The organism is Flagellimonas nanhaiensis (assembly GCF_003382275.1).
Classification (GTDB): domain Bacteria; phylum Bacteroidota; class Bacteroidia; order Flavobacteriales; family Flavobacteriaceae; genus Flagellimonas; species Flagellimonas nanhaiensis.
The window spans coordinates 726,543-747,963 of record NZ_QTJX01000002.1; the positions used below are offsets into that span (position 1 = coordinate 726,543).

General features: G+C 38.7%; 21 protein-coding genes. 19 read left to right on the plus strand and 2 right to left on the minus strand.

Annotated elements, in window-relative coordinates:
- The first annotated feature begins 41 nt into the window (after positions 1–41).
- The 16 genes from DX873_RS10745 to purD all read left to right on the plus strand — a co-directional run bounded on the left by DX873_RS10745 (position 42) and on the right by purD (position 17,886).
- On the plus strand, positions 42–1,730 hold the full coding sequence (locus DX873_RS10745; RefSeq protein ID WP_116184436.1) for a DUF6909 family protein: 1,689 nt from the start codon (positions 42–44) through the stop codon (positions 1,728–1,730).
- Positions 1,731–1,734: 4 nt separating this feature from the next.
- A complete protein-coding gene (locus tag DX873_RS10750; RefSeq protein WP_116184437.1) occupies positions 1,735–2,781 on the plus strand; it encodes a hypothetical protein in 1,047 nt (348 codons plus the stop codon).
- Between the two features lie 240 nt (positions 2,782–3,021).
- Positions 3,022–4,299 carry a lipopolysaccharide biosynthesis protein gene (locus DX873_RS10755; protein WP_232520898.1) on the plus strand — a complete coding sequence of 426 codons (1,278 nt, stop codon included), beginning with the start codon at positions 3,022–3,024 and terminating at the stop codon, positions 4,297–4,299.
- A complete protein-coding gene (locus tag DX873_RS10760) occupies positions 4,280–4,798 on the plus strand; it encodes an acyltransferase (RefSeq protein ID WP_116184439.1) in 519 nt (172 codons plus the stop codon). Before DX873_RS10755 ends, DX873_RS10760 begins: the two co-directional genes overlap by 20 nt.
- A gap of 37 nt (positions 4,799–4,835) precedes the next feature.
- Positions 4,836–6,029, plus strand: coding sequence for an EpsG family protein (locus DX873_RS10765; protein WP_116184440.1), 1,194 nt, complete (start codon positions 4,836–4,838; stop codon positions 6,027–6,029).
- The gene (locus tag DX873_RS10770) at positions 6,030–7,106 is read left to right on the plus strand and encodes a glycosyltransferase (RefSeq protein WP_116184441.1); all 1,077 of its coding nucleotides are present in this window, start codon (positions 6,030–6,032) and stop codon (positions 7,104–7,106) included.
- A gap of 30 nt (positions 7,107–7,136) precedes the next feature.
- On the plus strand, positions 7,137–8,465 hold the full coding sequence (locus DX873_RS10775; RefSeq protein WP_116184442.1) for an O-antigen ligase family protein: 1,329 nt from the start codon (positions 7,137–7,139) through the stop codon (positions 8,463–8,465).
- Positions 8,449–9,636 carry a glycosyltransferase gene (locus tag DX873_RS10780; protein ID WP_116184443.1) on the plus strand — a complete coding sequence of 396 codons (1,188 nt, stop codon included), beginning with the start codon at positions 8,449–8,451 and terminating at the stop codon, positions 9,634–9,636. Before DX873_RS10775 ends, DX873_RS10780 begins: the two co-directional genes overlap by 17 nt.
- A gap of 1 nt (position 9,637) precedes the next feature.
- Positions 9,638–10,660, plus strand: a complete 1,023-nt coding sequence (locus tag DX873_RS10785) for a polysaccharide biosynthesis protein (protein ID WP_116184444.1) — start codon at positions 9,638–9,640, stop codon at positions 10,658–10,660.
- Entirely contained in the window at positions 10,638–11,093 is a 456-nt protein-coding gene (locus DX873_RS10790) for a WxcM-like domain-containing protein (protein WP_198412974.1), read from the plus strand. Before DX873_RS10785 ends, DX873_RS10790 begins: the two co-directional genes overlap by 23 nt.
- 6 nt (positions 11,094–11,099) lie before the next feature.
- Positions 11,100–12,230 carry a non-hydrolyzing UDP-N-acetylglucosamine 2-epimerase gene (gene wecB / locus DX873_RS10795; protein ID WP_116184446.1) on the plus strand — a complete coding sequence of 377 codons (1,131 nt, stop codon included), beginning with the start codon at positions 11,100–11,102 and terminating at the stop codon, positions 12,228–12,230.
- Positions 12,212–13,096: a dTDP-4-dehydrorhamnose reductase family protein gene (locus DX873_RS10800; RefSeq protein ID WP_198412975.1), complete on the plus strand. Its 885-nt coding sequence runs from the start codon at positions 12,212–12,214 to the stop codon at positions 13,094–13,096. Before wecB ends, DX873_RS10800 begins: the two co-directional genes overlap by 19 nt.
- A complete protein-coding gene (locus DX873_RS10805) occupies positions 13,093–14,286 on the plus strand; it encodes a glycosyltransferase family 4 protein (protein WP_116184447.1) in 1,194 nt (397 codons plus the stop codon). The genes DX873_RS10800 and DX873_RS10805 overlap by 4 nt, the downstream gene beginning before the upstream one ends.
- Before the next feature lie 133 nt (positions 14,287–14,419).
- A complete protein-coding gene (locus DX873_RS10810; protein ID WP_116184448.1) occupies positions 14,420–15,574 on the plus strand; it encodes a glycosyltransferase family 4 protein in 1,155 nt (384 codons plus the stop codon).
- Positions 15,571–16,557 carry a UDP-glucuronic acid decarboxylase family protein gene (locus DX873_RS10815; RefSeq protein ID WP_116184449.1) on the plus strand — a complete coding sequence of 329 codons (987 nt, stop codon included), beginning with the start codon at positions 15,571–15,573 and terminating at the stop codon, positions 16,555–16,557. The genes DX873_RS10810 and DX873_RS10815 overlap by 4 nt, the downstream gene beginning before the upstream one ends.
- A 57-nt stretch (positions 16,558–16,614) precedes the next feature.
- Positions 16,615–17,886: a phosphoribosylamine--glycine ligase gene (purD, locus tag DX873_RS10820; protein ID WP_116184450.1), complete on the plus strand. Its 1,272-nt coding sequence runs from the start codon at positions 16,615–16,617 to the stop codon at positions 17,884–17,886.
- On the opposite strand, the gene DX873_RS10825 is transcribed toward purD, so the two are convergent.
- Positions 17,881–18,102, minus strand: coding sequence for a DUF6341 family protein (locus tag DX873_RS10825; RefSeq protein ID WP_116184451.1), 222 nt, complete (start codon positions 18,100–18,102; stop codon positions 17,881–17,883). The genes purD and DX873_RS10825 overlap by 6 nt on opposite strands.
- 40 nt (positions 18,103–18,142) lie before the next feature.
- On the opposite strand from DX873_RS10825, the gene DX873_RS10830 reads away from it, so the two are divergent.
- From DX873_RS10830 to DX873_RS10840, 3 genes are read left to right on the plus strand one after another with little or no spacing between them, the layout of a single operon-like run.
- The gene (locus tag DX873_RS10830; protein ID WP_116184452.1) at positions 18,143–19,075 is read left to right on the plus strand and encodes a DUF6427 family protein; all 933 of its coding nucleotides are present in this window, start codon (positions 18,143–18,145) and stop codon (positions 19,073–19,075) included.
- Between the two features lie 38 nt (positions 19,076–19,113).
- Entirely contained in the window at positions 19,114–19,719 is a 606-nt protein-coding gene (locus tag DX873_RS10835) for a DUF4254 domain-containing protein (RefSeq protein WP_116184453.1), read from the plus strand.
- Complete coding sequence (locus DX873_RS10840; protein ID WP_232520899.1) at positions 19,703–20,752, plus strand: glycosyltransferase family 9 protein; 1,050 nt, start codon at positions 19,703–19,705, stop codon at positions 20,750–20,752. The genes DX873_RS10835 and DX873_RS10840 overlap by 17 nt, the downstream gene beginning before the upstream one ends.
- Here DX873_RS10840 and DX873_RS10845 read toward each other — a convergent pair.
- Positions 20,749–21,366: a TetR/AcrR family transcriptional regulator gene (locus DX873_RS10845; RefSeq protein WP_116184455.1), complete on the minus strand. Its 618-nt coding sequence runs from the start codon at positions 21,364–21,366 to the stop codon at positions 20,749–20,751. The two genes, DX873_RS10840 and DX873_RS10845, sit on opposite strands and share 4 nt — an antisense overlap.
- Positions 21,367–21,421: the final 55 nt, after the last annotated feature.

Here is a 21,421-nt window from a genome sequence, read left to right on the forward strand (position 1 = left end):
GTTCATCTTTCTTAAGAATTCCTGTATTTTTGCCAGAACATATGATGGCAACCAAAGTAAAACAGACTACAAGGGCCCAGGAATCCACTAACGCAATTGAGCGCTTGTACATTACCATGAGGCACCTACTAAACCGTGGGTTCTATAAACCCTCTGGTGTTTCTGGCAATGCCCTAAGAAACGCATTATTGTCGTTGCAACCAGAAATTTATGGGACCGTCGCAGAGGACAAGGCCGAACTCAACGGTCTTATTTATGTGCTTGAACGGTTACCCCAAGGGATTGAAGAGTGCCGGTTCATAAACCTGACCTCCGATGAAGGATTTTCCAAATCCCATTTGAAGGCAATTGTCCCACCAAAACGAAGAAGAAACTGTTATCGAATAGATGACGAGCAAATGAACATTGAGATTACTCGGGGTAGAAGTGATATCTATGATATCCTTACCCACCTTACCTTTTTGTTCATCGAATCCGGAAAAATATGCAAACGGGTCTTGGTAGAGGATGGAAATGCAACGATCAGGGATTGGGACAAACTCACAGATTTTGTTCAGAGCGAAGAAAAGAATCATGCCGAAAGAGAGGTCGCATTGATCCATGCCGCAAATATCTTGGGAAGGACTTTTGATGAGGTGGTGGAAATGCAGGATAAGCTTAAAACCACAAAAGACCCAGACCGATTTTTAAATGTCATCTATTGGCTTGGCACATTGGCCATTCAAGAAGAAACCACCGGAAACAAAAGGACCATTACTTTTAGTCCGCTGTTACGGGAAAGATTGGGACACCATATTCATGGCGAGCGATGGGCAGATAACATAAAGCGGACTCTGATTAAAAATAATCTCCATCAGAGACCTATTCATATCATCAGCGCAAATATGCACAGCGTAATGAATTCGTTGTTTGCAAAAAAGGCATTGGTAAAGGAATTTCCGAATGTCAAATCCTTGGAGATTTATGAAGAGTTGAGTTCTTCTAAGAACGAATCGCTCAGAAAGAAAATTGAGTCTGTTGGCAAGAAAAACGGGATGATATTTTTGGATGATGAATCTGGGGCCAACATTGACGTTCAGATTTTTGATTCCGCCAAGTTTGGTAAGGATGCCTGTTGTTATGATTTACCTGAAAGCACCTCCGAGGAAAAGAAACCCATTATCTTTGTAATGGACTATGCCTTTGGAGAACAGGCCTATGAGACCATTGATGAACTGTTGAAACCACTTGATGTGGACGGACAGAAGAGGTTTTTGAATGTTGAATCCCTCTCTATTATGGGTAAAGCAGGAATTTTGGAAGGAGGCAAAGGAGACTTGATGATTCCCTCGGCACATATTTTTGAGGGAACCGCAGATAACTATCCCTTTAAGAACGAGCTTTGTGCTGCGGACTTTGAAGGATATGGATTAAAAGTTATGGAGGGCACCATGGTCACAGTATTGGGGACCTCTCTTCAGAACAAGGACATACTACGGTTTTTTCATGAATCAACTTGGAACGTCATAGGCCTTGAAATGGAAGGGGTTCATTATCAAAAAGCCATTCAATCGGCCTCTAAAATTAGGAAGAGCATCAAGAAAGATGTAAAAGTACGGTATGCGTACTATGCATCGGACAATCCTTTGGAAACTGGGAGTACATTGGCTTCTGGGGGGTTGGGAACAACAGGGGTAAAACCCACTTATTTGATTACGGACAGGATTTTAAAACAGATATTCAATTCATAAAGGTATGTCAAACCAACCAACAAATCAGAACACCTCGGATGAGATAGATTTGGGACAGTTGTTTCAGGTTATCGGTAAAGGATTTCAAATTTTTTTCAATTTTATTGGCCGTATCTTTAAAGGGCTTTTTCACTTGCTCATTCTTCTTTTACTTTTTGTCCAGAAGAATTTCCTGCTTCTTGCGGGAGCCGTATTGGTCGGTGGAGTTGCTGGGTATTTTTTGGATAAATCACTGCCGGAAAAGTATATTTCCAAAATGGTTGTCGAACCCAATTTCAATAGTGTACAGCAGCTATATAACAACGTAGACTTCTATAACGACTTGGCCAAAGCAGAAGATTCCACAGCATTGGCAACAGCCTTGGACATTACTGAACGGGAAGCTGCTAGCATCAAGGAAATATTTATGGATTCATATTCTGATGAAAACCAAAAAATCAAACTTTTTGACAATTTCATAAAAGAGTTGGATACGACAACAATCAAGACCATCGATTTTGAGAATTACCTTAAAAACTTCAATTCTTTGGACGCCAGATTTCATCAGGTTTCAGTGATCAGTACGGACAATAGCGTTGCAAAAAAAATGCAGTCGGCAATTATCAATTCCATTTCCGTAAATGATTACTTCAAACTGCAAAAGAAAATAAACGAGGAAAACATGGCATTGCAAGATACCATTTACAGACAACAATTGGCGGAAATAGATTCGCTACAAAATCTATATAGGAGGGTATTGGTAAAAGAAGCGGACAAACCCATGCAGGGAACCAATATCAATCTGGCCGAAAATGGGGAATCGCAAAACAAGGAGTTGGCTTTGGTACAAGAAAGGGATGCTATTAAGGAAAAATTGGTAGAACTGAATGAAGAAAGGGCCAATAAGTCAGCGATTTTGAACGTTATCAGTGATTTCCCAACAAGAGGGGTTGAACAAAAAGGTTTTTGGAAGAGTTATAAGTTTGTGTTGCCTTTGGTTTTATTAGGGGTTGTGTTCTGGGCATTGTTGATGCTCCAAATAAATCGTTTTTTAAAGAATTATAATAAGTAAAATAAAAATACTTATTACTGGGAGGGGAGATTTCATGGTTTCTCCATGGGATCTGTAGGCCGGTGAAGTATTATCTGGCATTCTATTTTTAGCTTAGATGCCCTAAGTCATGTGAAGTATATTCTTAAGGTAGTTCATAACAAAAACCCAATTACAACCTGAGGATTTAACAATAAAATTTAGCGGTAGCTTGGACTATCAGAATAAATGAAGACCGCCAAATACTATAGTGTGTTTATAATGAAGTTATTGAGGAACCTATTCTTCAAGAACGTATTAAAAATATTTACAGGAACTTTTTTGGCCCAACTTATTATGTTGGCAGGGATGCCCATAATAACAAGAATCTACGAGAAAGAAACTATTGGCTTATATGCTCTTTTTATCTCAACGATTGGAATAACGAGTTCTTTTGCATCATTGGCCTATGACAATACCATTGTATTGCCAAAAAAAGACAAGCATGCCTTTGTTCTGTTGAAAATAACTTTGACAAGTGCTTTTGTAATGTCTTGTTTAATAGGTCTGGTCCTAAAAGTACCCATTGGATTTTTTGATGAGTATAGGGAAATTGCATTTTTCGTTGCAATCGCCACCTTTGTTCAAGTATTTATCATCTCACTAGGGTACTGTAAAATAAGATTCAATGATTACAACAGACTAAGTTGGTCCAAAGTGCTCAGAAATTTAGTGTTGATTTTATTACAGATCGGGTTGTTCTATGTTACCCCATATGGAATGGAATGGGGTTTTATAGTCTCCGGCTTGGCAGGGGTGTTCTTTTTGATATATAAGGACCAAAAAATATTGAATGGTCTGTTCAGTAAGGTATCAAAGAAATCAATAAGGAAAGAACTTTTGAAATATAAAGAGTATCCTAAGTTTTTCTGTTGGTCAAACTTGGTGTTGGCGCTTTCCGCAGGCATGCCTATTTTAGTATTCACGGAATATTATTCCTTGGCACAAGTAGGGGTCTATTCAATTGCACTGAGCTTAATAGTTCAACCGGCCAGTTTAATATCATCTTCAATAAGGCCAGTATTGCTCTCCAAATTGGCACAAAAGAAAAACAACAACAAGACCATTGTCCCTATTTACAACAAAGCATTTGTGACCCTAATGGTTGGCAGTATATTCATATCAATTGGAATATTTGTTTTTTTTCCACCCATTGTTGAATTTGTATTTGGAAAGGACTGGTCGCAAAGTGGGGTTTTGACGCGATATCTGATTCCCATATTTATATGGTATTTTATTTCCATACCTTCTTCCGTATCCATGAAAGTATATCCGTTTCAAAAATATGCCTTTTGGTATACGATGGTCAGTTTTGTTTCCATTACTTCCATGGTCTTGATAAGTTCCTATTATAATTTCACATTTCATAATGTTGTTTTGTTGTACGCAATAGCATCCTTGAGTTTTTCTTTGATAAATCATCTATTGGTAAAAAGAAAAATTTCAATATTTGAAAAACTACAGATAAAACAGGTTGAGTATGATTCAAAGATTGTTTAGAAGTATAAGATTAAGGGCACTATCCCCCAATTCATTTGCAAAAAAGGAAGGGGTTAAGTTTGGTAAGAACTGTGTTTTTAGAACAAGGTTTTTCGGTACAGAACCATATCTGATAGAAATAGGGGATAATTTTGCAACGGCCCCCAATGTACATTTTATTACACACGATGGTGGGCTTCATGTAATTAGAAATCTTAAAAAAGAGTATCGGAATATCGATCTGATTAAAAAAATTGTTATTGGCAACAATGTTTTTATCGGATTGAACACCATAATTCTACCTGGCAGTGTAATTGGGGACAACATAGTAGTGGGCGCCGGAAGTATCGTAAAGGGTGTTCTGGAATCCAACTCCATCTATGCCGGTTCACCTGCAAAACTAATATGTAGTATTGAAGAATACTTTGAAAAAAACAAACCAGATTACGACTTTGTCTATGGAATGGAGTTATCAGAAAAAAAGGAATATCTTGATAAGAAGTTCAGAAATCAAGACTAGTACATCCATTTCTACTTTCAGTTAAGAGAACATAACGATGACGATTCAACCAAGACTGGCCATAAAAAAATACAATGTTGTTTCTTTATTAACCCTATTGGTTAGTCCCTGGCTTTCGGCACCGTTCATTTTTTTTGGTGTTTTTAAAAAAAGTAGGGGCGCATTAACTCTTTTGGCCATTTTTTATGCGTTACTGAGCTATCATATTATTCCTTTGGAAACCAATGATTTGGCAAGCCATTATCGTTTTTTTGAGCAGATTGAACAAATGAACCTTGATCAACTTGGGGTTTTATTGGAATCAAGAGCAGATTCTATGTTCTATATTCTGATGTTCGTTTTTTCCAAACTGGGACTTTCTGCTCAAGTTTTATTTGCCTTTATAACTTTCTTAACCTTGGAAAACTTTTTTAGGGTTTATTACAGCATGTTTAAGTATAGCGACAAAAAAACTTACGGTATTGGCATTGTTTTTCTACTACTTTCATTTTTATGGTCCTTCATTTTTTTGGGGGTAAGGAATTATTTTGCCTTTTCTTTTGTATTGGTGGCTTTTAATCAAGGAGTTTTTAAGAAAAAGCACTTACAAGGGTATTTATGGCTTCTTCTTTCAAGCACAATCCATTTTAGCTCAATAGTTTTTTTCCCCATATATATGGCATTGCTATACGGTAATAATAATCGAAACTATGCGAGAAATATGTTTTTGATATCCCTCCTATTTGTCTTTTTGACTAAAAAGACATTATTGGGAATAGCATTGTTATTGCCATTCCCTGAGCAGATACAGGAAAAGCTTCTTTGGTATCTGACTGGTAAGGACATTGTTGAAATTGGGATTGAAAATTCGATTTCGGGTAGAATTTTATATATCATTTTAGGTTTGTGGATGTATTTGGGTTACATATACTTGTTCGTGACAATTCGAAGAAAATCTATTTTAAGAAACCTGACATACTTCCTTTTTTTTTTATTGAACGTGCTATCTGTTGCACCCGATCCACAAAAAAGGTATGCATATATGGCAAGGCCCATCCTTCTCTTTTTGGTGGTATATGAATACGGCATCTACAAAAACAAATTATTTATTTATTTGTTCATGGTCGCAATGCTTTTGTTTTCTCTTGTGGACATCTATGTAACAAAAAACATTTATATGGAGAGTTTTTTAAATTTTGGCTCACTGACCACCATCGGAATACTTAGCAAACAAATTGAAATAGTAAATTAAATGGCTACAGAAGTCTTAAAATTAGGTTTGGTGATACCTACATTTAAGCAGGGAGGTATGGAGCGGGTAATGAGTGAACTTGCGGACCATTGGTCGGAAAACAACCAATGTATTAGTTTAATATTTTTGGTGGACCATGAACCTTTCTACAAAATAAATGACAAAATACAGAATGTGTTTTGGCCAAATTTCACATATAATCCAAACGTTCTATCAAAACTCGGTTATAAGATTAGGCTGTTTTTTCATCTTAGAAAAGTGTATAAAGAATCTGGAATAAACACCTTATTGAGTTTCGGGGAGGGGTATAATGCCTTTGTAATATTGAGCACGATCGGCACAGATATCAAGGTCTATGTTTCTGATCGAAGCAATCCCTTAAAAAAAGTCTCATTTTCCAGGCATATTTTTCGAAAAGTGCTATATCCCAGGTCTAGGGGCATATTGGTCCAGACCTCTTTGTCTAAGCAGGAGCTGTTCAAGAAGACCAAGCACCCAAATCTTATTTTAATGCCCAACCCCGTCAAAATTATTCCTAGAGAAGAAGTTCCAAAGGAAAATATCATAGTGAATGTAGGAAGATTGGTCCCGGAGAAAGATCAAATTACCTTAATAAGGATTTTTGACAAAATTGACAACGAAGGATGGAAATTGGAAATCATTGGGGAGGGGCCACTTACAACAGTACTGGAAAAGGAAATAGCTGAAAGAAATTTAGAGGAAAAGGTAAAACTTTTGGGAAGTAAAAAAAATCTGAGCCCACATTTGTCCAAAGCAAAAATTTTTGCTTTTACCTCGATATCGGAAGGCTATCCCAATGCATTGTGCGAGGCCATGGCCTTTCCACTTCCGTGTATTAGCTTTGACTGTGATGCAGGCCCAAGGGATGTCATTGATGATGGGGTAAACGGGTATTTAATTGAAAAAGGCAACACGGAATTGTACAAAGAAAAACTGCTTAAACTTATGAATGACAATGCCATCAGGGATCTTTTTATGGCCAATTCGGCCAAATTGGGAAAGGAACAATCTACAGAAGTCATTGCACAGAAGATTTTAAACCATTTAAACGATTGATAACCAGGCACAAACACAAATTCATTTTTGATGCACAAAGCTAGTTTGTTAAATATAGAAGATTCCCGAAAAATCATTGAACCATCCTCTATTCTTGGTGCACTGTTTTTCCTATTACCATTTGGAGGGAAAATAGTTCCCCCGGTAATAATCCTTTTGGTGTTAAGTGTACTGGTTTTTTCTAACAAGAGGAACTGGATGGCGAAAATAGCAGAGAGAAAAAGTTTCTATTTGCCATTGCTTGTTTTTTTCCTTCTTTACATAGTAGGTGTTCTATGGTCCAGCAACATAAACAGTGCTTTTGAAAGGATTGAGCATAAGATGGTTTTTATGGTTTTGCCGATAATTGTTCCTTTGATAAAATTGGATAAAGGACAGATTTTAGGGATGTTCAAGATTTTCACCTACAGCTGCCTTTTGATTTTGACCCTTTCATTTATCGATTTTGCTATCGTTAGTTTAACCCATGATGAATATATTATATTAGGTGAAATCCCAGCAGGGAACAGACCAGGGTCAGTATATGAGTATATGAGCCAACAATTTTTGATAGTCGATGTCCATAGAACCTATTTTTCACTCTACTTGATTATCTCACTGTCATACGTCTTATCTTATTTCTCGGATTATATAAAGTTGCGCGGCAAATCGGCAAATTGGATAGGATACCTTAGTTTGTTGTTGATCATGTCCGGGTTGATCGTAATTCAATCAAAAACAGGCTGGATATTGGCCCTAGGAGTGATTTTCAGTTTTCTTTTGGTTAAAAGTAAGCACAAATTGAAGTCCACTATTATATTAACGGCTGCACTGACCTTGATTTCCATTGCCCTCAAACCATTTATGGAATATAGGCTGGCGCCTTTGGTGGAGGAAATCCAAAATATTGCATCGCCTGGAACTGATAAGGAAAAAAGTTTTGCCATAAATCTTCGCCCCGGCAGTGCGGAAATTCGATACATGGTGTATAAATCTTCCCTTCAATTAATAAAAAAAAGTCCGTTTTTGGGATATGGAACCGGAGATGTCAAGGATGTATTGAGAGCACAAAACGAGCAAAATGGGTTTAAAAGTATCGCACATTTGAATTATGGCCCCCACAGTCAACTCTTGGATGTCTTTTTATCCTTTGGAACGGCAGGGGCATTGGTTTTCCTATCGGTATTTCTATTGCCCGTAGTCGATTTATTGAGGAACAGCAATTATTTTGCTGCCACGGTACTCCTAATGATTTTGTTGAGTTCATTAATCGAGTCAGTTCTTTCTAGGCAGGAAGGCATAATACCCCTAGCTTTGCTAATTACAGTTTTTGGAAAATTCATAGGGAATTCAAATTGCAGTAATGGGCACATTGAATAATCAACCTAAAATGGGTATTCCAATAGTTGTAGGAATTGACGCGACCAATATTGGCGGCGGCGGCGGGATAACTCATTTGAAAGAGGTTCTTAATTCATTTGATCAAGAGTTTTTCAAGGATAAAATAGCAAGCATTGTTGTTTTTGCCTCAAAGAACACTTTAAACAGGTTGCCAGAACTAGAGGTTCTTCAAAAAAAGACATTTAAAAACCTAAATGGGAATTTGCTCAAAAGGGTGTTCTTTCAAATCAGGCATTTTGATACACACATCAAGGAGTCCGGAGTGGACGTTTTATTTTCAGTAACGGGCGACTATATCGGAAATTTTGCCCCGGTTGTGGCTATGTCTCGTAACATGTTGCTCTATGAGAGAAAAATATGGAAGGACATCAATTCCATCAAGGAGATTGTTCGTTTCTGGTTAAACTATAAAAAGCAAAGGAGATGCTTTAAAAATGCAAGTGGGGTAATATTTATTTCCAACCATGCTAAAACCGTCATATGTGCAGATTTAAATCTAAAAGAAAAAAATATTGTGACCATTCATCATGGTTTATCCTTGAAGTTTTTGAAGGAGCCGCGTGCTCAAAAGGAGATATCGGAATATTCCTTTGAAAAACCCTTCAGAATGCTTTATGTATCAACGGTACATGTATACAAACACCAGTGGAATGTAGTAAGGGCCATAAATGTCCTTAGGCATAAAGGACTGCCCGTATGTTTGGATTTAATTGGGGGAGTCATTTTTGAACCTGCAGGAAAAAGACTGAAAAGCACAATACAACAAGTTGACCCAGAGGGCAACTTTATCCAATACCATGGACATGTAGATTATGACATGATTCAAAATATTTATAGTATGGCAGATGGTATTGTATTTGCATCAACATGTGAGAACATGCCCAATATCCTACTGGAATCAATGGCATCCGGTCTTCCAATAGCCTGTAGTTCCACTTTGCCCATGCCCGAGTTCTTAAAGAACAATGGTTTTTATTTTGACCCGCATAATGTGGACTCCACTGTAAACGCAATCGAGTGCATGCTGGTCAATAAGAGCCAAAGGGAAAAAATGATCAAAGAGAATATTGAGGAAGCGAAAAAGTATTCATGGAACAAAACAAGCAAGGACACTTTTTTAAATTTAATTGAAAATTATAATCATATATAAAATGTTTGAAGGGAAAAAATTATTGATTACAGGCGGGACAGGATCATTTGGAAACGCTGTACTTGAAGGGCTTCTGAACTCTGAAATTGAAGAAATTAGGATTTTTTCAAGGGATGAAAAAAAGCAAAACGACATGAGGACCCAGTACCAGAACGATAAAATAAAGTTTTATATTGGTGATGTAAGGGATTTTGACAGCGTGAACATGGCCATGAAAAACGTGGACTTTGTCTTTCATGCGGCGGCATTGAAACAGGTCCCATCCTGCGAGTTTTTCCCGTTGGAAGCCACAAAGACCAATGTTCTTGGAACGGCAAACGTAATCAAGGCCGCAACGATCAATCAGGTAAAAAAGGTGATATGTCTGAGCACGGACAAAGCAGCGTACCCCATAAACGCCATGGGAATATCAAAAGCATTAATGGAAAAAGTGGCGGTTGCCGAATCAAGAAATATTGGTGAGGGCGGAACGATTATATGCGTTACAAGATATGGTAATGTAATGGCCTCAAGGGGCTCAGTAATCCCTTTGTTTTTTGATCAGATTAAAAATGCGGACAACATGACGGTAACCGACCCGAACATGACCAGGTTCATGATGTCCTTGGAGGAAGCCGTTGATTTGGTATTATATGCCTTTAAACATGGGAATCAAGGCGATTTATTTGTTCAAAAGGCCCCAGCAAGCACTGTGGGAGACCTGGCAGTGGCCATCCAAGAAATTTGTAGGGTTAAAAAAGAGGTGAAAATTATTGGTACCAGGCACGGAGAAAAGCTTTATGAGACACTTTTGACCAAGGAAGAATATGCAAAAGCGGAAGATTTGGGAGACTACTTTAGGGTGCCGGCAGACAACAGGGACTTGAATTATAGCAAGTACTTTGAGAAGGGAGACCAAGCTTTTTCCCAAAATGATGAATATCACTCACATAATACGGAGCGATTGACAATAAACGAGGTGAAAGAAAAAATTTTGAAACTCTCCTATTTTAGCCAGCTCAATGAATATGTGGGAAAACAGTAACCCTAAACTAATAAAAGGGGGCATACACCAAGACCATAGGGGTTCCATTTCTTTTGTAAATGATTTTTCATTGGGAAGGATAAAAAGATTTTACACCTTGTCGCATCCCAACACATCCATTGTTAGGGCATGGCAAGGGCATAAAAAACAAACTAGGTGTTTTCATGTGACTAAAGGTGTTTTTTTCGTAGCATGTGTCAAGATTGACGACTGGGAGAACCCTTCAAAAAGTTTGCAGGCAGAGACATTCATTCTTGACAGTAAGGAACCTTCGGTCCTATTTGTTCCAAAAGGATATGCCAATGGAATTAAGGCGCTCCAGAACGATTCCATACTTTTGTCATTCAGTGAAACCGCCTTTGACGACAAGATAGAAGATGACGAATTCAGATATGATAGTAATCTTTGGGTGGATTGGAAAAGTATAAATTAATCGGATATGATAAAAGTGATGACCCTTGTGGGCACAAGACCGGAAATAATAAAATTGAGTGAAGTTATCAAAGAACTTGACAGGCACACCGATCACATATTGGTGCACTCCGGACAGAATTATGACTATGAACTAAATGAGGTTTTTTTCTCGGATTTAGGGATTCGGAAACCTAACTACTTTCTGAATGCGTCTGGACAAACGGCCATAGAAACTATTTCAAATGTGATTTCAAAATCGGACGAGGTGATCTCCAAGGAAAATCCGGATGCCTTTTTGATTTATGGAGACACCAACAGTTGTCTGTCGGTAATCGCTGCCAAAAAACGTCAAATCCCCATTTTTCACATGGAAGCGGGAAATAGGTGTTTTGACCAAAGGGTCCCGGAGGAGATTAACCGGAAAATAGTGGACCATTTGAGCGATATAAACATGCCATTGTCCGAACATGCAAGACGTTACTTGGAGAATGAGGGGATTAGACCGGAAACCATCATAAAAACGGGATCTCCAATGAAGGAGGTGTTGTCTAAAAACATGGAGAAAATAGAGGCATCCACTATTCTTGATGATGAGAACTTGGTAAAAGATGGTTATTTCATTGTAAGTATCCATAGGGAGGAAAATGTTGATTATGCCGAAAATTTCAATGCACTATTGGAAACCCTTACCGTCATTGTTGAGAAGTACAAAAAGAAAGTTTTTATATCAACACACCCAAGAACCAGGAAAAAGCTGGAAGCCATGGGGTATGTCAATGATAATCCATTGCTCATGTTTTCCAAACCCTACGGGTTCCATGATTATATCAAGCTACAAAAAAATGCTTACTGTGTAATTTCCGATAGCGGAACCATTACAGAAGAGGCATCCATCTTGGATTTGCCCGCCATTATGATAAGACAGGCACATGAGAGACCCGAGGGAATGGATGAGACAACCGTGGTCATGTCAGGACTTAAAAAGGATAGGGTACTGGAAAGTATTGATTTGATCAGAGGACACAATACTACCTTGGATAGGGAATTTGATTTGATTGAAGATTACAATACCACAAATGTTTCAAAAAAGGTGGCACGAATTATTTTATCATATGCAGATTATATAAACAGAACGGTTTGGAAAAAGAAGATCTAAAAAAAAACGTATTGATCATTGGATCATCTGGGATGCTTGGACATCAGGTATATAGACGGTTTAAAATCAATGAACATAAATACAATGTCTGGGATATTACGCGATCAATGCCAAGATCTGAAGACAGCATTGTTTTGGACGTAATGGACAAATCCAAGCTAGAGGAGACCATTCTTCGGCTTAAACCAGATTTCACCATCAATTGTGTTGGAATTTTGATCAGTAAATCCTACTCGGATATTTCCAGTGCCATTTATGTGAACAGTTATTTGCCGCACCAATTGGCCAAAACATGCTCCCTTATCAATTCGAAACTCATTCATATATCAACGGATTGTGTTTTTTCTGGGGAGAAAGGCCAATATAGAGAACTGGATGAAAAGGACGGAAAGGACAACTATGCAAAAACAAAAGCCCTTGGAGAAGTAGGCTACGGAAAGCATTTAACAATCAGAACCTCAATCATTGGCCCAGAACTCAAGGAGCATGGAGAAGGTCTACTGCATTGGTTCTTAAACCAAAAGGAAGATGTAAATGGATTTGCAAATGCAATTTGGTCAGGGGTCACTACTTATGAACTTGCCAGGTTCATAGAAAAGGTTATTCATAATGATTTAAGCGGGATCTATCATGTGACGAATAATCAATCCATCAACAAATATGAACTTCTGAAGCTTTTTGCCGAGCACTTTAAAAAAGATGTTCAAATAAACAAAGTTCCTGGAAAAAACGTGGACAAAAGTTTTTTGGACACACGTAAAGAAACGGAATACGAGGTCCCCGGTTATGGAGAAATGGTCCAAGAGATGGCAAAGGACGTTGCCGCAAATTATGCAGAGTACGCCCATTACAACTTGTCGTTATGAAAATCCTCATACTTGTCGATGATTTTTTGCCCGACTCCATTAAAATAGCGGCAAAAATGATGCACGAGCTGGCCATGCAATTTGTTAAAGAAGGGCATAAGGTTACAGTCATGGCGCCGGGCAAAAGAGAGTTGTCAACCAAAGAGGGAAACCTAAGAGTGATCAGATACAATGCGGGCAGGATTAAAAATACTTCAAAGTTGAGAAGGGCGCTCAATGAAAGCCTTTTATGGATTAGGGCCCTGCCCATTTATTTCTTTGATTTATGTAAGGATAGGCACGATTTGATTATTTATTACTCTCCCACCATATTTTTCGGTCCATTGGTACAACTCCTTAAACGTACATGGAAATGTCCAAGTTACTTGATTCTTAGGGATATTTTTCCGCAATGGGCCATCGATCAGAAAATTCTCAAAAAGAAATCTCTGATAACATCTTATTTTAAACTTTTTGAGAAAATTAATTATGCCGCCGCCGATATCATCGCATTACAATCACCTAAAAATCTCGAATGGTTTGGAGCGCACTTCTCAACCAATAAAAAGTTGAGTGTTCTCTATAATTGGACCAACGTTTTGGAAAGGAATAATTTGCCGGAAGATTCTAACAAGTACCGGAAAAAATTGAAATTGGAAGGAAAAACCGTGTTTTTTTATGGGGGCAATATGGGAAAGGCCCAAGATATGATGAACTTGATTAGACTTGCTAAAAACATGTCACAAAACACAAATGTTCATTTTGTTTTTGTTGGATTAGGAGATGAAGTGGACCTGGTAAAAAAGGCGATTATTGACTATGGACTGACAAACACAACCTATTTGGGGACTGTTGATCAATCCGAGTACTTAATATTGCTGAGGGAATTTGATGTAGGAATGTTTAGCCTGCACAAATCACATGCGAGCCATAACTTTCCCGGCAAATTATTGGGCTATATGCAAAATGGGTTGCCGATATTGGGAAGTGTAAATCCCGGCAATGATGTTAAGGAACTTATAAACAGCCATAGTGCAGGTTATATTGCAATAAATGGACAAGATGAAGAACTGGCATCTTATGCTCAAAAGCTTTCAAGTGACCCAATCTTACGGAATAAGATAGGAGATGCCGCCAACCAGCTTTTAAAATCTCATTTTTCAGTACAGCACTCCACCAAAAAAATTCTTGAAGAAATTAGGGAGTATTGAGCAGTAAAGAAATTTTAATGAATCAAATGATAGGATTCTTCGACCTAATGTTTACCTTTCGATAACTTTCAGCACCCGAGATGAGGGTTTATTATATTCCGCCATTTTGGGTTTAATTTGATTTGAAATCGACATGAACTTTCTTGAAACTGCAGTGGTTATCTTCATAGGTTCATTCCTATTGGTCTATCTTACAATACCAAAAATAATTGGGGTGGTGGAGTATAAACGACTTATGGATGACCCCAACCATAGAAGTTCTCATTTAAGAAAAACACCAACCCTCGGTGGAGTTTCTTTTTATTTTACAATGATTATTGCATTGTTCTTCATCAAGAATTGGCATGGCCACTCCGAGGATATTTATATCATCCCTGGGCTGACAATATTGTTTGTCATTGGACTAAAAGATGATTTGGTTGTGCTGTCTCCTGGAACAAAGTTAGTCGCCCAAATTGTTGCAATCGTATTTGTTTTGGTTAATCCGAGTTTCACGATAGAATCATTGAATGGATTTCTGAACATTTATGAAATCCCGTATTTTTTGTATTTGGCCATTGCCGGCTTTGTAATGTTGACAATTATTAACTCCTACAACCTGATTGATGGGATTGATGGTTTGGCTTCAATTGTCGGCATAGTGATTATGATAATCTATACCACAATTTTTTACTTATCTGGTGAGTACTTTTTTGCTTTGATAAGCATCACGATGAACGCATGCTTAATGGCCTTTTTTGGGTTTAATATATCATCGGACAAAAAAATTTTTATGGGAGATACCGGGTCACTGATAGTAGGGTTCATTATTAGTGTTCTTACCCTAAAATTCTTGGCGTTAAAACCAGAATCTTACGAAGGACTTCCTTTTTTGTTGGAAAACGCACCTCTTATCGCAATAAGTATTTTGATTGTACCACTTTTTGACACGGCCAGAGTGTTTGCTATTCGCATTGCGAATAAAAGGGGGCCATTTTCTCCAGACCGGAATCATGTGCACCATGTGCTAATAGATTATTGGGGTCTATCCCATAAACAAGCAAGCTTCATCATTGGATGTTTTAATCTCATTTTTGTAGTACTCTTTATTATTTTGGGGAGCAAGGCAAAAAACTTAGGAATGGTCATTATGTTGGTGAGTGTGGTAATTCTTCTCAGTTATATTTTCTTTAAATACAACTACAATTTCACCACCTTGAAGCAAAAAATATTGCTGCGACGGAAAATTGACTCGTTGAAGAGAAAAACAGATACACCTTCGCAAAAAAAGAAAAAAAATAAAGATTGAAAAAAACCCTAATAACAGGAGCGGCTGGCTTCCTTGGCTCACACCTTTGCGATAGGTTTATTGCAGAGGGACACCATGTCATTGCCATGGATAACCTCATCACTGGCGATCTTAAAAATATTGAGCATTTGTTCCCTCTAGAGCGCTTTGATTTTTATCACCACGATGTAACCAAGTTTGTTCATGTGCCGGGGAAAATGGACTATATTCTTCATTTTGCATCACCTGCCAGCCCAATAGACTATCTTAAGATTCCTATTGAAACCTTAAAGGTAGGTTCTTTGGGCACTCTTAATTTGTTAGGGTTGGCCAAGGACCATGGAGCCCGAATTCTTGTGGCTTCCACATCCGAGGTGTATGGAGACCCATTGATACATCCTCAAAACGAGGACTATTACGGCAATGTTAGCCCCATAGGGCCAAGAGGGGTCTATGATGAGGCAAAGCGCTTCATGGAATCCATTACCATGGCTTATCACAGACATCACGGTCTGGACACCCGGATTGTTAGGATTTTTAATACCTATGGCTCAAGAATGCGTCTGAATGATGGTCGCGTGGTACCCGCTTTTATGGGACAGGCCTTAAGAGGGGAGGATCTGACCGTTTTTGGGGACGGCTCTCAGACGAGGTCCTTCACTTATATTGATGATCAGATTGAAGGGATTTATCGGTTGTTGATGAGTGACTACGTTGAACCCATCAATATTGGAAACCCAGATGAAACAACTATTCTGGAATTTGCCCAAGAAATCATCAAACTGACCAAGACCGATCAGAAAATTATTTTCAAGCCATTACCACAAGATGATCCGTTGCAAAGACAACCTGATATTTCGCGAGCAAAAGAAATATTGGATTGGGAACCTAAGGTGCATCGTTCCGAAGGACTTAAAAAGGTGTTTGAATATTTCAAATCATTATCACCGGAAGAGTTGCATAGAAAGGAACATCGTGATTTTTCACATTTAAACGGCAAATAAAAATTGATATAGGGCACCAGATGCCCTAATTGGATTATTTTTGCCAAAATTTCTTCCATGAATATTCTTGTTTTGGGGTCCGGCGGACGGGAACATGCCATTGCCCTTAAAATTTCAGAAAGCCCAAAAACTACCCATCTTTTTGTTGCCCCTGGTAATGCTGGGACCGCTTCAATTGCCACAAATATTGAAATAGGTGTCAATGATTTCGGGGCTATTAAGGACTTGGTCCTCAAAGAGGACATCAAATTGGTGGTTGTAGGACCGGAAGATCCTTTGGTAAAAGGCATCCATGATTTTTTTCTAAACGATTCAAGTCTTAAAGAGATTGCGGTAATAGGGCCGCAACAATCTGCTGCGGCATTGGAAGGAAGCAAGGAGTTTGCCAAGGAATTTATGATGCGCCATAATATTCCTACGGCGGCATACCAAAGCTTCACAGCGGAAAACTTGGAAGAAGGATACGTTTTTTTGGAAACATTGACTCCTCCTTATGTTCTTAAGGCCGATGGGTTGGCTGCCGGGAAAGGAGTTTTGATATTGGAAGACCTGGATCAGGCCAAGGAAGAGCTGAAATCCATGTTGCTGGATTCAAAATTTGGAGATGCGAGCACCACCGTGGTCATAGAAGAGTTCTTGGATGGTATAGAACTGAGCTGTTTTGTATTGACTGATGGTACACATTATAAAATCCTTCCTACCGCAAAAGATTACAAGCGTATTGGCGAAGGAGATACCGGGCTGAATACGGGAGGTATGGGAGCCATTTCGCCTGTTCCTTTTGCCGATTCAGCTTTTATGGATAAGATAGAGCAGCAAATCGTAATTCCAACGGTAGAGGGCCTAAAAAAGGATAAGCTTCCCTATGTTGGCTTTATTTTTATTGGTTTGATTAAAGTAAAAGGAGAACCTAAGGTAATTGAATACAACGTTCGTATGGGGGATCCCGAAACCGAAGTGGTGATGCCACGCATTAAGACCGATTTGGTTGAGGTTCTTGTTGCCATGGCCGAGGGGAAACTCAACGAAATTGACCTGGAAATCGATTCAAGGGCTGCGACTACGGTAATGGCGGTATCTGGAGGTTATCCCGAAGCATACGAAAAAGGAAAGGAGATTTCAGGAACAGAAGCCATAACCGATTCACTGGTTTTTCATGCTGGCACTAAATCAACAGATGGAAAAGTGCTTACCAATGGAGGTCGTGTTATTGCAATCACCTCCTACGGCAAGGATTTTAGGGAAGCCCTGCAAAAATCCTATCAAAATATGGAAAAGCTCCATTTTGATGGAATGTACTACCGAAAAGATCTTGGATTTGATCTATAGATAAGAATGGGAGCTTATGCTCTTGTCTTCTTCGCCACGGTCGTTGAAAAGTTTCAACTCTTTCATCCAATAAATCATGGCGACAAAACCGATAACAAAGAAAATCCAGTTTACTGAGTTGGAAGACCACCAATTCTCCATAAAACGGAAAAAATCATAGGGTGCAAACAGGTAGTTTACAAATAAGTCTTCAATGCCGTAAAAAAACTTGCTCATCTTATGCTATATTTACTCTGCAAAAGTAGCAAAAGATAGGATGTTTTCAAGCTTTTTCGGAAAAACAAAACCCATAAACTATATTGTCCTATCCGTTTTCTTGTTTCTTTTCTATTTACTGGACTTACTTTTTCAGGTTGATGGTAAAATAGGGGAAGTGGATATTGCCGTTGAACTGATGGCTTTTGTGGCATTGCTTCTATCGATTTTTGTCATCAATCAAATTGTGAGAACGGAAAAGGTCACGGACTTTAATTCCTATGCCATGCTGTTCTTTGTATTGCTCATAGTGGCGTTCTCGGATGTCCTTATGGACAAAAAAGCAATTTTCGCAAATCTGTTTTTGCTCATTGCAGTCTGGCGCTTACTTGCGATAAAATCAATTCGCAATGTAAAACACAAGGTTTTTGATGGGGCATTTTTAATAACAGTGGCAAGTCTTTTCTACGATTGGGCCCTAATATTCATGATTCTTGTCTTTGTGGTCATCAACGTGTACGATAGAAAGACTTTTAAAAACTGGCTTGTTCCCTTTTTGGCCATGATTACGGTTTTTATTTTGTCCTTTACCGTACTTAAGCTTTTGAATGCCCTTTCCTTCTACAAAGAACATTACCGGTTTACATTTGACTTTTTAAATGATGGATTTTTCACCAGACCGGATATTATTAAATTCCTGATCTATGCCTCGTTGATTTTTGTTGTGGTCTTCTTTGTTTTTCTTAGAACCAGAAAAATTGGTGGGGGAAAATTGATTGTGTTACGTCTTGTTTTTCTGGCTTTTATATTTGCCACTACCATTACTTTGTTCAAGTCCGGAAATGCTTCTCCCGTATTGCTCACCTTCTTTCCCGCTTCGGTTTTTTTGGCCAATTATCTTGAAGGAATCAAGAGGGCCAAATTACAGGAATTGGTCACGGGATTGTGCCTGGGCATTTCGTTGTTGCTTTTTCTTCTGGAGCTCAATCTTTAAGACAGAATGCAATATCTTTGTTTAAAATATTTGTGCCCATGTTCAGTTCGTTTGCCTTCAAAATTTTTCAGGAAAGTATAGACACTTATCATATCAAGGATAATGTTTCCCAAGAATTCTCAAACCCTTATCCGAAGGATAAAGTAGAGCACTTGCTTTATCGAAAAAATTGGATAGATACGGTACAATGGCATTACGAGGATATTATCAGGGATCCAGAAATAAATCCTGATGATGCTCTGGAACTTAAGCGAAAGATTGATGCAAGCAATCAGGACAGAACCGATTTGGTGGAATACATAGACAGCTATTTTTTGGACAAGTACAAGTCTGTTGAGATTAGGCAAGATGCCACGATCAATACAGAAAGCCCGGCTTGGGCCTTGGACAGATTGTCAATTTTAGCCCTGAAGATTTACCATATGCAAGAGGAAGTAGATCGAAAAGACGCTTCACCAGAACATATTCAAAAGTGCACGGAAAAACTGAATGTGTTGTTGGAACAGAAAAAGGACCTTTCGTCCGCTATTGATCAATTACTCAAAGATATTGAGTCGGGGAGCAAGTACATGAAAGTCTACAAGCAGATGAAAATGTACAATGACGATGAATTAAATCCCGTTCTCCGTGGACAAAAAGGGTAAAGCCGCCCGTGTTTTGGTCATTCGCCTATCTGCCATGGGCGATGTCGCTATGATGATTCCCGTGTTGCGGGCCCTTACCGAAAAATATCCTGGTCTTCAACTGACCATACTTACCAAAAGACTGTTCTTGCCCATTTTTTCCGGATTGGAAAATGTGAATGCCATTGAGGCTGATGTAAAAAATGCACATAAGGGATTGGTGGGTCTTTGGCGATTGTATCAGGAATTAAAAAAACACCAATTTGATGCCGTAGCAGACCTGCACAATGTGTTGAGAAGTCGAGTGCTGAAAAAGTACTTTTCCCTAGATCGAATTGCTTTTGCCCAAATTGACAAAGGGCGGAGCGAAAAACGTGCACTCACACGAAGCCGAAACAAGAAATTTGAGCAATTAAAAACTACCCATGAGCGGTACGCCGAGGTTTTTACAGCGCTTGGGTTTCCTGTGGAGTTGTCAGGTGCAAAACTGCTGGAAAGAAGACAACTTTCAGATAAAGTACTTCAGCTGGTAAAACAGGATGCCAAAAAATGGATAGGAATTGCACCTTTTGCAGCTCATGAAGGTAAAATGTATCCGCTTCACCTCATGAAAGAGGTCATAAAGAACCTAAATAATACCGAAAAGTATAAAATACTTCTTTTTGGAGGAGGTAGCAAGGAGGTTGTGCAGCTAGAAGAGTTTTCCGGGGAATTTGACCACACTTTGAACATGGCAGGAAAACTCAACTTATCGGAAGAACTGGAACTGATTTCCAATTTGGACATTATGTTGTCCATGGATAGTGGCAACGCGCATTTGGCAGCCAATTATGGGATTCTTGTGGTAACGCTGTGGGGAGTTACCCACCCTTATGCTGGCTTTTATCCGTTTGGTCAACCCATGGATTATGCATTGATGGCCGATCGGGAGAGGTTTCCCTTGATTCCCACCTCGGTTTATGGAAATAAGATGCCAAAGGATTATGCAATTGCCATGGAGTCTATTGAACCAAAAGCGGTCGTGGAAAAGCTTCAACATATTTTAGAGGCCTAAATTACGGGTGCTTGCTCGGCGATAATTTTAAAATATTGCTTTAACTGTTGGATGTACTGGTATTTCAATTGCCTATTGGAACTTCCCATCAACAAGGACCGCATCCCCAAGTAAGAAGCAATGATATAGGTGGCCACACCTTCACAGTCTACATGTCTGGCAATATGCCCGTCCACTTTTCCGCGTTTCAGTACAGATACCAGATTAACTTCCCAGACATTGAGAATATCTTTTAAATATCTGCTTATCTCTGTATTGCGTTTGTTGAACTCAGTTAAGAAATCATTGAGCATGAAACCATAGGCCATCTCATTTCCTTTTCCGGGTTCCAATGCGTTTTCGAGACTTTCCGCAATAATTGGGAGTGGATTGTCATGCGTGTTCAATGGTTCAATGAGCAAGGCATATACCTTTTGCACAATAAGATTTTGAATAATGTTAATGAAGAAATCTTCTTTTGATCTAAAGTGATGATAAAATGCTCCTTTGGAAAGGGAGAGTTCCTTTAAGATATCATCCAGACTAGTGTTGTGATACCCTTTGGCGTGGAATACCTCCAGGCCTTTGGCACATAGTAGGTGCATGGTCTCACGTTTTTTTAGTGTGGTTTGCATAAGATTTGGGTTTTGGGTTCAATTAGACCGTTAAGTCTGTTACAAAGATTTTCCG